The organism is Pantoea sp. EKM21T (assembly GCF_011800405.1).
Lineage (GTDB): Bacteria > Pseudomonadota > Gammaproteobacteria > Enterobacterales > Enterobacteriaceae > Pantoea > Pantoea agglomerans.
In genome coordinates this window covers 79269-91830 of the sequence record NZ_JAALFV010000003.1, presented here as the reverse complement: position 1 = coordinate 91830, position 12562 = coordinate 79269, and the positions used below count along the sequence as shown (strand labels likewise).

Sequence of the window (12562 nt, the reverse complement as noted above, 5' to 3'; positions counted from 1 at the left end):
AGAAATAAACGCAGGTGAGAATGCGGCTTCTCTCTTAACAGGGCAATGATCATGAAAACGACGCAGGATAAGAAGGTTGCGCTGGTGGCGGGTGCCAGCGGGATTGTCGGTCAGCAACTGAGTCAGGCGCTGGTAGCAGACCACTGGCAGGTCAAAGCACTGACGCATCGGTCAGACTATGCAGTCAGCGGCACAGAGGTGATTGCGGTTGATCTGCGCGATAGCCAGCAGTGCCAGCAACGGCTGGCATCACTCACCGACGTCACGCATATCTTTTACAGCGCCTGGCTGAACGCTTCTGACTGGGGAACGATGGTCGGGCCAAATCTTGCCATGCTGCAAAATCTGGTTCAGACCATGGAGGATGTCGCACCACTTGAGCATGTCAGCCTGATGCAGGGATACAAGGTGTATGGCGCCCATCTCGGACGCTTTAAAACGCCGGCGCGGGAAAGCGATCCTGGTGTACCGGGTGCTGAGTTTAACGTCGCGCAGCTGAACTGGCTGAGCGCACAACAGCAAGGTAAAGCCTGGCACTGGAGTGCGCTGCGGCCCGGTGTGGTCGGCAGTGACAGGCCGGGCAACAGCATGAACCTGGCGCTGAGCCTGGCGCTGTACGCCTCAATCTGTCGCGCGGCGCGGCTGCCCTTACGCTTTCCCGGTTCGCCGGAAACCTGGCACAGTATGGTCGATTTTACCGATGCCACTCTGCTGGCCGACGCGACGATCTGGGCCGCACGCACTTCTGACGCACGCAATCAGGCCTTTAATATCAATAATGGCGATCTCTGGCGCTGGAGTGAGCTATGGCCGGTCATTGCAGCGTGGTTTGAACTGGAGATCGCGCCGCCGGTTTCGCTGTCGTTCCGGCAACTATTTCAGGATTATCGTGCGCTGTGGCGGGAAATCGCCGCTGCCGACGCGCTGCTCCAGCCCGATATTCTGGCGCTCAGTGATGGTGTCTTCGCTGATTTTGTTTTTGGCTGGGATTATGACATGTTTGGCGACGGCAGCAAGCTGCGGCGGGCGGGATTCCACGGTTATCGCGCAACGGATAAGATGTTCTGCGATCTGTTTGCCCGCTTCCGGGCGGCCCGGATCATTCCGTGATGATCCGCTGATTACCGATGCAGAGAGCAGGAAAGTCGCTCTCTGCATCGGGCCAGCATTAGCGCCCTTTCTTCTTACGTCCCGGCTGGACAAAGCGCTTGCGTGAGGCACCGTTAGCATCCGCTTTTTCAGCGGGTTTCGCCGCACTCTTCTGCGGTTTTTTAGCGGCGGCCGGTTTCGCCGGAGCTTTAGCTTTCTTCGCTGGTTTATCTTCTGAAGAGGAGTTCTCCAGCAGTTTAAACAGCTCAACGAGTTCGTCGTCAGTGAGATCGCGCCATTCCCCCAGCGGCAATCCCTTGAGATTGACGTTCATGATGCGGGTGCGCTCAAGCTTCGTCACTTCAAAGCCAAAATGCTTACACATACGGCGGATCTGGCGATTCAGCCCCTGGACCAGCGTGATGCGGAAGACAAACGGTGCTTCTTTCTTCACTTTGCACTTTTTGGTCACCGTGCCCAGCATCGGCACGCCCGCGCTCATTCCGGCAATAAACTCATCGGTGATCGGCTTGTCGACCGTAACGACATACTCTTTTTCGTGATTGTTACCGGCCCGCAGTATTTTGTTGACCAGATCACCGTGATTGGTAAGGAAAATCAGCCCCTGAGAATCTTTGTCGAGTCGGCCAATCGGGAAGACGCGCTTGCTGTGATTGACGAAATCGCTGATGTTATCGCGCTCGCCCTCTTCCATGGTGGTGATAATCCCCACCGGCTTATTCAGGGCAATCAGCACCAGATCGTCTTCATCGCGCGGCTCGATAAGCTGACCATTGACCTTCACCACATCGCCTGCAAATACCTGCTCGCCTACAGTGGCGCGTTTGCCGTTAATGAAAACGTTGCCCTGCTCGATGTAACGATCGGCGTCACGACGGGAGCAGATGCCGCTCTCGCTGATGTATTTATTAAGACGAGTTGATGAGTCAGTCAGCATGATTCCTCCAAAAAACGCGGACTATACCTTACCGGCGGGGGCTTGCGAAGTCTTTGCACCGGAAACTTTTGCTCTGCTTTGCCAGCCTGACGGCAGCGGGCATTCACAGATCAATCGCCATCTCAGTACAGCGCAAATCGCTGCCCGCCAGCTTTGACGGATAGAAACTTTCGCCCAGCGGCCGGAAGCCATGCTGCTGGTAAAAACCCACGGCGTTCGGCGTCGACGCGAGCGTCAACCGGCGGTAGCCACGCTGCAGCGCCTCCGCTTTGATGGTGTTGATGATTAGGCCCGCCATTCCCTGTCCGGTGAACCCAGGCAGGGTAAAAATGGCTTCCACGCTGGCGGCGGCAAGGTCCAGCGATCCCATAGCAACCGGTACGTCGTCCGGACCATCAATCACGAAGAAGGGATTCATGCGGATCATTGCGGGAAAGCTGGCGGGCATGCGGTCTGGCGTCCAGGCGGCGAGCACGTCGGGTGGATAAGCATGCTGGCAGCCATGACGGATGGCCAGATTTCTGATGTTCCATAAATGATGCGCCTCTTCGGGCGATGCCTGTCTGACAATCATAGTGCCCTCCGGCTCTGCAACAGAACCGCTACGTTATCACATCGCTTTGCGGCTATCTGCGAATACCGCCGGGTTCAGTGCCCCTGGCCTCGCCGCAGTTACGCGCGGTCATGAAGCGCTGCTGCATTGGCAACCGTGCTGTTTACGTGTTGCTGCATTTGCAACATCCACTTTATGCAACATTGGTTTTTAATCTAGTAACATCAATCTATTACGCTCTGGCATGGTTACTGCTTGGTCTTTTCTTTTATATCTGAAAGTTTGGAAAAATTAACTGTTCCATTAATCCAGCTATATGCCAGGAGAAAACCATGTCACTGAACCAACCTTTACAGTTCGCCTACTGGGTGCCGAATGTCTCGGGCGGACTGGTGATCAGTCAGATAGAGCAGCGTACCCGCTGGGATGCCGAATACAACCGCAAACTGGCGCAGATCGCTGAACAGGCGGGTTTTGATTACGCGCTGACGCAGATTCGCTTTACTGCCGGATATGGCGCAGATAATCAGCATGAATCGGTCACATTCTCGCAGGATTTACTTAGTCACACCTCGAAATTAAAAGTGATTGCCGCTCTGCTTCCCGGCCCGTGGAATCCGGTATTGGCGGCAAAGCAGATTGCCACTATCAGCCATCTTTATGGTCCACGCATCGCCGTTAATATTGTCAGCGGCTGGTTCCGGGGCGAGTTCAAGGCAATTGGTGAACCCTGGCTCGATCATGAAGAGCGCTATCTGCGTTCAGAAGAGTTTATTCGCTGCCTGCGCGGCATCTGGCGTGAAGAGAGTTTTAGCTTTGCCGGCGATTTTTATCGCTTCCGCGATTACGTGATGAAACCCAAGCCGTTGTCACCGCTCCCGGAAATTTTCCAGGGTGGCAGTTCACGCGCGGCGCGCGACATGGCCGCCAGGGTGTCAGACTGGTATTTTACCAACGGTAATACCCCGGACGGCGTTCGTCTGCAGGTCGCGGATATCCGTGAAAAAGCCGGACGTCATCAGCATCAGGTCAGAATCGGGCTGAACGGTTTTGTGATTGCCCGCGAGAGCGAACAGCAGGCGCAGGCGGTGCTTCATGAGATCATCAGCAAAGCCAACCCGGATGCGGTAAAAGGCTTTCAGCATGAGGTCAAAAATGCTGGCAGTGCCTCACCCGAAGGAGAGGGAAACTGGGCGAAATCGTCGTTTGAGGATCTGGTGCAGTACAACGACGGCTTTAAAACCAATCTGATTGGCACACCGCAGCAGATTGCTGAACGCATTATCGAACTGAAGCAGGCCGGTGTGGATCTGCTGCTGCTGGCATTTCTGCACTTTCATGAAGAGGTCGAATTCTTTGGCCGCGAAGTGATACCGCGGGTCCGCGATCTGGAGGCGCAGGCTTTGATCGAAGCGTGAAAACGACACGCCGCAGAAGAGAGTTATACCCGACTGCATCCGGGGCGTGATGAACGCTCAGATCTGCTGCAACGTCGCCCGCCGCTATCATTATGAGAGCGACAGACAACGTCTGCAGGGCTTTTCACTCCGCAAAGCAGATCGGTTAAAAGCGGGCGTTAAGCCCGACGTTCCATGTCACCTGATGCATGTCGCTGTTGCCTGTTACCGCCGAGACGCCCGCAAAGGCATTCACCGAGGTGCCAAGCGGCACGCTCGCACCCACCGCCATATCGATCCAGTTATCATCACTGGAATCGCTGCTGCGGGTAAAGGCGGTGCGGGTCGATTTCAGTCCGGCGGTCACCGCCGAATCGCTGTCACCAAACTGGTGGTTGTAGCTGACCTGCGCCCAGGGATTGATCAGCAAATCTTTGCTGTCGATACGCCAGCCCACTGCGCCGATTTGAGAGTGCAGCGTCTGGTCGCCAAAGCGCATTGAGGTGCTGCTGTTGCCCTCCTCTTTATAGCCATCGACCTGGGTGTAGTCGAGCGCATAGCTGGCCACCGGGCCAGTAGAAACATAGCTACCCAGCGGCAAATCCCAGCCGGTCTGCAGCCGCATTCCCAGCACCTTACCGTTGCTGTTGCCCTTTTCCGTGCGGGTCGCCGGTCCCAGCCTGATCTGACGCTCAATATCATCAAAGTCGAGATCGGCATAATGGGCGTCCGCATTAATCCATCCCCGATCGAGATAATTCAACTGACTCCAGAGTGCCACCAGATTGCCGCGTAAACGGTAATCAAAGCGCGACGAGGGATCCTGACGTTGCGAGGTCGTAGAGAGCATGGCACCGGCCTGCCAGTGATCGGTCAGCTGATAGCCCACACCCACGGTGCCGCTGGCGCTGGTCGCATCGCCATCCTGCAGGCTGTCGCCGCGGAAATCACGCTGCTGCCCGGCATAACCGCCGAAAACAGTAAACTCGCCAGCACTGGCGGGCTGCTGACGCTGCTGCTGCAGATGTCCATCCAGCGTATTGCGCGCATCGCCCACCAGCATCGACGGCGCCTGACTCAGTGCAGCTACCTGCAGCGGCGCATTCAGCACCGACTGAATGTAATCGGCGATCAGCGCATGGACCGCCGGGCTGGGATGCAGTCTGTCTGCAAACAGATACTGCTGTGACTGCGAAAATCCTGTCGTCGAGGAGGTGCAGTCCATCGCCGAGACACCTGGCGGACAGGCCATTCCGGCCGTATTCGTGAGTCCATACAGGCCCGGATTATCGATCACCTCATTAAACAGGCCATTGATATCCACTCGTGCGATGTTCCCGCGTGCGGTCACCAGCCCCTGCTCTTCAGCCTGGTTGTAACGGTCGGTGAGGGCCGCCGCCTCCTGACTCAGTAACTGCCAGGCGGCAATCAGCTGCTGTGCAATGGCATCCCGGATCAGCGGAATTGAAGAGATTTGTCCGGCCGCCTCGCCAAGCGCGGTTTCAATCGCCTGCTCTCTTGCGGCACGGTCAGGCGTAGTGGTGGTGCTCAGCGACTGAAACAGCGCCGCCGTGGCAGGTTGTGCCGCTGGACCAGGCACCTGCAGAATCGCCTGCAGCAGGGCGGGCGTTGCCCCTACATTGGGTACCGTCGGAACAATCACCGTTCCTGCTCCGGCATCCAGCAACCGGCTGACCTGTGAGGCCGCTGCACTGGCGCTGTTATCCACTATCTGCCGGGCAGCGAGAGGGGCAAGAGCCGCCGCCGCTAAATCATTGCCACCAATCCAGTGAATATAGAGACCGTCCGGATCAGCCCGTCCGCCCCGCGCCGCAAGGTAGTTATCAAGCTGATCCTGAGTGTTAAACAGGGGATTAATCGCAGGCACCGCAACTGCGCCACCTTCGGCATAGTTGTTTCCGCCCTGCGATGAAGGGCGCAGGTTATCACCCAGCGACTGCGCTACGATCTCGTCATAGAGCGGATGGGTCGCGCCATCATAGGTAAATCGCCCGACGTTCCCGCCATCACTCAGGCTATCGCCAAAGACGGTGAGGTCGCTCCAGGCCATCGCAGGCAGCGGCGACAGCAAGCTAAGCGTGGCACAGCAGAAAAGGTATTGCGCGTGAAGGGGTTTCATCAGCAGCTCCGCACAAATCAAATGAAAGTCAGTATGAGTAAGAACCGCACCGGCTGGCGCAGCAAGCTGTAAGCGTAGACGGCTGAGGAAAGGGGTGGCAGAAAATACGGGATCGCGCTCGCAAAGCGGAGAAATTTGACTTAAAGATCAGCCGTGCCGGTTCAGGTGAAATACCGGGAACCCGCCACAGCGTCGTTACACTGGCTACTTTTTGCTGGCGGGCTTCAGCCCGCGATTAAGATCCTGTAACCGTTTCATCGTCTTAACGGTACGCTGTGGCAGCGTTGAGGCAACGGACAGGATCAGCATCTCCAGACAGACCATAATCGTGCCGTGCAGGGGAATGCGTCCCTTCTCGCCGCCGCGCGGCACATTGATTACGACATCCGCCTCGCGGGCGAAAAAGGAGTCGGTGGCGTTGGTCAGCAGAATAATCGGAATATCCAGCCGCTTCGCTTCACGTACCACGGTTGTCCCTTCCCGGTGCGCCGACTGTTGCGCCATCATGATCAGCACGTCGCCACGCTGTAGCGCCAGCATCTGCTCTGCCAGCGCAATTCCAGCGCGGTTAAGGGAAAAGGCGGGCAGACCGATACGGTTGAGCAGCCGCACGCTGTAGTCCGCCAGAATACCTGAGGCGTTGATGCCAAAAATAGCGACCTGCCGAGCATCGCCCAGCAGCGCCACGCTATCCGCTACCGCCACCCGATTCTGCGGCTGCGACAGCACCTCACAGGCGTGCCGGTGGCCCTCCAGCACAAAGTCGATGGCGCTGTTCACATCACTGGTCACCTCACTGACGGTGGTAATCATCTTATCTTCAGAGGTCAGCGAAGGACCAAACCAGGCCTTTAGTGTCTGTTTGAGGTCGCGCAGCCCGCTAAAGCCCAGCGCCTGAATCGCGCGGATTACAGTGGCATCAGAGGTGTGATTCGCCACAGCGATCTCCATCGCGGTGCTCTCCAGCACCGTTTCCCGCTGTTGATCGATATAGCGCGCCACAGCCAGCAGGCGGGGTGAAAGCTGCTTTTCACGGGCGCGAAGACGTTCTGCCACCACATCCACTCTGTTTTTAACGGGCCTGCTCTGTTTCATGCTGCACCTGCAACTGGGGTTAAATGTGTGAAAGACTCATTGCTAGTCTGGCTAAATAGATAGTTTCAGGGCCGGGAGATGTAGTAAAAACGTCATGCTGTTTTATATTTCACCTGAAGAAGATGTGGATTTAACCAAAAACCTCACCTCCCCATGAAAATATATTCATTATTTTCAATTAAATAAAAATGCCAGCCAACATTTTTGCAGCGATAAACGACACGGAAAAAATGTAGTCAATTCTATTCAAATTATGTTTACTACTACAATATCGGATGTTTGAATGATTCTCAATTACAGATGAGAAGTATTGTCGTCCGGGAGACGAAATGATGTCTGACCCCTGATGCGATTCTCCTCTGCTTAAAGCGCTGCATATTGCAGACCACCTCCAGGGAAGCCCTGAGTGACAGACCGTCATGCAGGGCGTATTTGCTTCAGAAACTGCCAGTTACAGACACCAAAAGAAAAATGATAAACAAAGACTCACGATATCCGGCCCGGCACCCCGCTCTGGTCGTGGCGATCTGCAGCAGCATCATGCTGCCACAGGTCAATGCAGCAACCGACAGCGCCCCGGATATGACCGTGACCGCGGATGCCAGTTCAGAGGGAAATTACAGCGCCAGCCAGAGTAGCGTTGCCAGTAAAATGCCGACCGCGCGGATCGATGAGGCGCAGTCGGTCAGCGTGGTCACGCAGCAGCAACTGGACGATTACCAGGCAAGCTCACTGGCGGATGCGATGCGCTTTGTCAGTGGTGTGACCGAAGCGAACACGCTGGCTGGCACCGAAGATGGCTTTGTACGACGCGGATTTGGCAGCAACGCCGATGGCTCCATCTACCGGGATGGCATTCGCAGCAGTCAGGGATTGAATTTCGATGCCACGACCGAGCGGGTTGAGGTGCTGAAAGGCTCCTCCTCGCTGCTGTATGGCATTCAGAATCCGGGCGGCATTATCAATGTGGTCAGCAAAAAGCCGCAATACAGCTGGCACTCCAGCGTCAGCGGACGTTACGCCAGTGAAGGTGGCGGTGCGGGCACCCTGGATGTCACCGGCCCGCTGGGCAACGGCTTCGCCTTCCGGCTGATCGCCGAAAAGCAGAATCAGGATTACTGGCGCAACTTTGGCAGTGAAGAGCACACACTGCTGGCACCCTCTCTGCAATGGTATGGCGAGCAGGCAAGTTTTCTGATCAGCTATGCCGACTACCGCTATGACATTCCCTACGATCGCGGCACGGCCTTTATCGACGGCAAGCCGATCGACATCGGTTATAAAGATCGGCTGGATGACAAAGCCAATCACGCCTGGGGCCATAACAAAACCCTGAATGCTCATTATGACTGGCAGTTTAATGATGAGTGGCGCACCCGGTTAACCCTGGGCTGGAACCAGCGGCGCTATGACAACAATGAAGTGCGCGTGACGGCGGTGAACGCCAGCAGCGGCGTGGTCACACGTCGCGCCGATGCCAATCGCGGGTTTAACCACAAAACCAAATATCTGAGCTGGGATCTGCTGGGTAATCCCGAAATTCTGGGTATGCAGCACGCGCTGGTGGTGGGCACCGACTATGAGATGAACCAGACTTATCGTGCCCATCAGTATCAGGGCAAGGTCAACCGCCAGTTCAACTATTTCACGCCTGAATATGACCTGCTGTCACCGGTCACGGACGCCAGCACGGAAAATAGCGCAGCCGCCAATAACCTGAACCGCATTCATAGCCGGTCACTCTACGCCAAAGACAGCATTTCTCTGTCACCCGACTGGATTGTGGTGCTGGGCGGTCGTTATCAGCATTATGAACAGCGCGCCTCGCGCGGCTTTAATCCGCAGGTGGAAACCCTGAATGATGAGGGTAATAAGTTTCTGCCGCAGGCGGGGGTGATCTACAAATTCACACCTGACCTCTCTTTCTACACCAGCGTCAGCAAGTCGTTTACGCCGTCAACCGATGTGGATGATGATGGCAATGTCGGCAAACCGGAACAGGGCACCAGCTGGGAAGTTGGCAGTAAATGGCAACTCTCGCCGAAACTGTTCGCCACCGTCGCGCTCTATCGGATAGACGAAAAAGCGATGTCGCTGAATATTAATGGCAGCACGCGGGCCATTGATAAAGCCCGATCGACCGGCGCTGAGTTTGAGCTGAACGGCGAAATTGCACCCGGCTGGGATTTGAGCGCGAACTACAGCTATGATCAGGCAGAGATCGTAAATGACCGGGTTAATCCGGATAACAATGGTAATCGTCTGCAGAATGCGCCGCGCCATGCCGGTGCGCTCTATCTCAGTCATGAGATGCAAATCAGCAGCCTGCCCGGCTCGTTCCGGCTCGGCGGAGGCGCACGCTATGTCGGCAGCCGTGCGGGCGATCCCGATAACAGTTTCACCCTGCCCGACTATGTGGTGGCAGACAGTTTCGTGGCATGGAACAACCGCCTGTTCGGTGAAAAAACGCAGCTGCGTCTGAACATTAATAACCTGTTTAACCAGCACTATTACAGTTCAAGCGGCGGCAACCTGCGCGTCCGTGAAGGTGAAACCCGCAATCTGATGGTACAGGCCCGTGTTGAATTTTAAATCGCTGCGCTGTGCGTTAATGCTGAGCGTGATACTGGTCAGCGCTGGCGCACACGCCCGCACGCTGACCGACATCACCGGCCGCGAAGTAGAGATACCCGACCATCCGCAGCGTATTGTGCTGGGTGAAAGCCGGATGCTCTACAGCGTCGCGCTGCTGATGCCCGGCAATCCGCTGCAGCATATCGCTGGCTGGCCACAGGATCTGAAAAAGTATGATCCCCAGACCTGGCAGATTTTTGCCAGTAAGTTTCCGCAAATGGAGGACATTCCGGTTCTGGGTCTGGATGGCGTCAATGACATGAATCCCGAACAGGTGATCGCACTGAAACCGGACCTGGTGATCCTGCCGCAGCTGGCGCGCGGCAGTGAAAGCGGAGCAGTGCTGGAGAAGATGCTCAGCGCGGCGCATATCCCGGTGGTGAAGATCGATCTGCGGGTTGAGCTGCTGAAAAATACCGAGCGCAGCATGACCCTGCTGGGCGAGGTGCTGAATCAGCCCCAGCGGGCTGCTGACTTCAATCGCTTTTACCGCAGCCACATGCAGCGCATTGAGAGCCGACTGGCGGACTATCACGGAGCTAAACCTAAAGTTCTTTTGCAGCTGCATCTCGGGCGGCGCAGTGAATGCTGCGTGACGTCGGTGAATGGCAACCTGGGTGAGCTGCTGCGCTTTGCCGGGGGCGACAACATCGCCAGTCAGCAGATCAAAGGCGTGTTCGGACGGCTGAGTGAGGAGAGTGTGATTGCGGCACAGCCCGACTTTTACTTCGCCACCGGCACCGGCAGCGCCGGTGAAGCGGGAGCCTTAAAACTCGGCCCCGCCGTCATAACAGCGCAGACCCGGCAGAGCCTGCTGGCGCTGACCGGTCAGCAGAATGCGCTGAAGCAGCTGACGGCATTGCGGGACGGTCATGCCGGGGCAATCTGGCACAACTTTTACCTCAGTCCGTGGCACTTGGTAGCGACAGAATTCTTCGCCACCACGCTCTATCCGCAACTGTTCCGCGATGTCGATCCTGAACAGACATTGCGGCAGCTGTTCCATGATTTCCTGCCGATCCCCTATTCGGGCAGCTACCTCTACCGGCTCGCACCGGAGGCGACGCCGGGATCAGGCGGCTGACAGCCCGCGATTTTTCACCCGGACGATATCGGCCATCACCGACAGCGCTATCTCCGCCGGGGTTTTGCTGCCGATAGGCAGGCCGATGGGCGCATGGATGCGGTCCAGTTCGGCACGATCCATGCCGGCGATCTGTTGCAGTCGCGCCCGTCTTTTCTCGCTGTTTTTCGCCGAGCCCATGATGCCGATATAGAACGCGGGTGTCGCGATCGCCTCCATCATCGTCAGGTCATCAATGCGGGGATCGTGGGTCAGTGCCACTATCGCCACCGCTGCATGCGCGCCGTTCAGCTCCAGCCAGCGCGCCGGATGCTGTGACACCAGCGTCACGTTGTCCGCAGCGCTGAAGTGGCTCTCCAGCTCCGTCAGCATCTCCGGTCGGTGCTCACAGACCCGCACGTGAAAACCCAGCATCTGCCCAAGCCGGATGCACTCATATGCCACAGTCGAGTAGCCCGCGATCAGCAGTTCCGGTATCGCACCAACCGGCAGTAACATCTGCTGCTCACTGGCATCCAGCGCAGGCAACACCCTGTCCGGGGCGAGCACTTCCCACTGCGCACGTTCACCGGGTCGTATCATTTTCACCATCGGCTGCTGTCCGCTCAGCGCGCGCTGCATGGCCGTCAGCAGCGCCAGCGTGGCATCATCGGGCGGCAGAAACTCAATGACGATCTCCAGGCTGCCGCCGCACGGCAGGCTGACGTCAGGACGCATTCCGCCTTCACCGTACCGCACCCGCTGACTGCTGGCGCGATAGGCTCCTGCCGCCAGTTGCGCCAGAAAGTCCTCTTCAATGCAGCCGCCCGACAGCGATCCACAGTAAGCACCCGTTTCGTTGACCGTCATCAGGGTGCCAGGCGCGCGCGGCGAAGATCCATAGGTGCGCAGCACCGTGCAGAGCCAGACCTGCTGACCCGCCTGGCAGCTGCTCAGTGCCGCATTAATCACACGTTGATCCAGCGTAATCATGAAAATTCCTTTATTAACTGCAGATCAGCAGGGAGATCGATATCACACAAACAGCCGCGATCCTGAAGCGGCAGCCGGACGGCGAGTGACTTCACCGCCGCCTGCGGCCCGGCATCGCCCTGTAGCGTGCTCAGCATCGGATAGCAGGGGTGCTGAAAGCCAACCGGATGGCCCGGCCTGCCGTCAATCCACGGCCTGACGATCGGCGCGTCCGCCAGCGCGGCGCTGACGGCGCGGTAACTTTCAGGCGTGACAAACGGCATATCGCCCAGCGCAATCAGCCAGCCGTCATAGTCACGGCTGGCTTTGACACCTGCGGCGATTGATTCGCCCAGCCCGCCGCTGTCACACAGCACCAGGGTAGCCTGCGAGCAGAGCGCCTTAAGCGCAGCGGCGTCCGGGCGCGTGACCACAAACAGGTCAAGACCACTGGCAGCGGCCTGCTCCAGCGTGCGTTGCAGCACCGGTTTGCCATTCAGATCGGCCAGCAGCTTATGCTCACCCGCCTGCTGGCGAAAACGGCGACTCAGCCCGGCGGCCAGCACAATCAACGCTATCTTCACTCTTTCTCTCCGCTAAGCGTGAAAAACGGGCGCAGGTTTCAGCCCGCGCCCGCATATCCTCACATCGATCTGCTGGC

General features: G+C 57.3%; 10 protein-coding genes. 4 read left to right on the top strand and 6 right to left on the bottom strand.

Features of this window, described 5'->3' with window-relative positions:
* Nucleotides 1-51: 51 nt before the first annotated feature.
* Nucleotides 52-1110: an SDR family oxidoreductase gene (locus HFD87_RS06740; RefSeq protein WP_010670548.1), complete on the top strand. Its 1059-nt coding sequence runs from the start codon at nt 52-54 to the stop codon at nt 1108-1110.
* A 58-nt stretch (nt 1111-1168) separates the two neighbouring features.
* Here the strand turns inward: HFD87_RS06740 and rluF are convergent, their stop codons facing one another.
* Together rluF and HFD87_RS06730 are read right to left on the bottom strand one after the other, a co-directional pair.
* Nucleotides 1169-2047, bottom strand: coding sequence for a 23S rRNA pseudouridine(2604) synthase RluF (gene rluF / locus HFD87_RS06735; RefSeq protein ID WP_010670549.1), 879 nt, complete (start codon nt 2045-2047; stop codon nt 1169-1171).
* Nucleotides 2048-2150: 103 nt separating this feature from the next.
* Complete coding sequence (locus HFD87_RS06730) at nt 2151-2621, bottom strand: GNAT family N-acetyltransferase (RefSeq protein WP_010670550.1); 471 nt, start codon at nt 2619-2621, stop codon at nt 2151-2153.
* Nucleotides 2622-2932: 311 nt separating this feature from the next.
* Between HFD87_RS06730 and sfnG the strand changes: the two genes are divergently transcribed.
* Entirely contained in the window at nt 2933-4018 is a 1086-nt protein-coding gene (sfnG, locus tag HFD87_RS06725) for a dimethylsulfone monooxygenase SfnG (protein WP_010670551.1), read from the top strand.
* A gap of 145 nt (nt 4019-4163) precedes the next feature.
* Here sfnG and HFD87_RS06720 read toward each other — a convergent pair whose 3' ends face one another.
* A complete protein-coding gene (locus HFD87_RS06720) occupies nt 4164-6137 on the bottom strand; it encodes an autotransporter outer membrane beta-barrel domain-containing protein (protein ID WP_167423130.1) in 1974 nt (657 codons plus the stop codon).
* A 204-nt stretch (nt 6138-6341) separates the two neighbouring features.
* The gene (locus HFD87_RS06715; protein ID WP_163763467.1) at nt 6342-7232 is read right to left on the bottom strand and encodes a MurR/RpiR family transcriptional regulator; all 891 of its coding nucleotides are present in this window, start codon (nt 7230-7232) and stop codon (nt 6342-6344) included.
* 471 nt (nt 7233-7703) lie between these two features.
* Between HFD87_RS06715 and HFD87_RS06710 the strand changes: the two genes are divergently transcribed.
* The gene (locus HFD87_RS06710; RefSeq protein ID WP_045139990.1) at nt 7704-9824 is read left to right on the top strand and encodes a TonB-dependent siderophore receptor; all 2121 of its coding nucleotides are present in this window, start codon (nt 7704-7706) and stop codon (nt 9822-9824) included.
* 19 nt (nt 9825-9843) lie between these two features.
* Nucleotides 9844-10950 (top strand): ABC transporter substrate-binding protein, encoded by a 1107-nt coding sequence (locus HFD87_RS06705; RefSeq protein ID WP_167423256.1) that lies wholly within the window; start codon nt 9844-9846, stop codon nt 10948-10950.
* Here the strand turns inward: HFD87_RS06705 and HFD87_RS06700 are convergent.
* Both HFD87_RS06700 and HFD87_RS06695 read right to left on the bottom strand, forming a co-directional pair.
* Entirely contained in the window at nt 10939-11922 is a 984-nt protein-coding gene (locus HFD87_RS06700; protein WP_033760766.1) for an XdhC family protein, read from the bottom strand. The two genes, HFD87_RS06705 and HFD87_RS06700, sit on opposite strands and share 12 nt — an antisense overlap.
* Entirely contained in the window at nt 11919-12485 is a 567-nt protein-coding gene (locus HFD87_RS06695; protein ID WP_033768802.1) for an NTP transferase domain-containing protein, read from the bottom strand. The genes HFD87_RS06700 and HFD87_RS06695 overlap by 4 nt, the downstream gene beginning before the upstream one ends.
* Nucleotides 12486-12562 lie beyond the last annotated feature (77 nt).

What these genes read in the sequence shown, in the direction of transcription:
- HFD87_RS06730 (WP_010670550.1), bottom strand. Translation starts at nt 2,621, where the DNA reads ATGATTGTCAGACAGGCATCGCCCGAAGAGGCGCATCATTTATGGAAC.
- HFD87_RS06700 (WP_033760766.1), bottom strand. Translation starts at nt 11,922, where the DNA reads ATGATTACGCTGGATCAACGTGTGATTAATGCGGCACTGAGCAGCTGC.
- rluF (WP_010670549.1), bottom strand. Translation starts at nt 2,047, where the DNA reads ATGCTGACTGACTCATCAACTCGTCTTAATAAATACATCAGCGAGAGC.
- HFD87_RS06715 (WP_163763467.1), bottom strand. Translation starts at nt 7,232, where the DNA reads ATGAAACAGAGCAGGCCCGTTAAAAACAGAGTGGATGTGGTGGCAGAA.
- HFD87_RS06740 (WP_010670548.1), top strand. Translation starts at nt 52, where the DNA reads ATGAAAACGACGCAGGATAAGAAGGTTGCGCTGGTGGCGGGTGCCAGC.
- HFD87_RS06710 (WP_045139990.1), top strand. Translation starts at nt 7,704, where the DNA reads ATGATAAACAAAGACTCACGATATCCGGCCCGGCACCCCGCTCTGGTC.
- sfnG (WP_010670551.1), top strand. Translation starts at nt 2,933, where the DNA reads ATGTCACTGAACCAACCTTTACAGTTCGCCTACTGGGTGCCGAATGTC.
- HFD87_RS06720 (WP_167423130.1), bottom strand. Translation starts at nt 6,137, where the DNA reads ATGAAACCCCTTCACGCGCAATACCTTTTCTGCTGTGCCACGCTTAGC.
- HFD87_RS06705 (WP_167423256.1), top strand. Translation starts at nt 9,844, where the DNA reads ATGCTGAGCGTGATACTGGTCAGCGCTGGCGCACACGCCCGCACGCTG.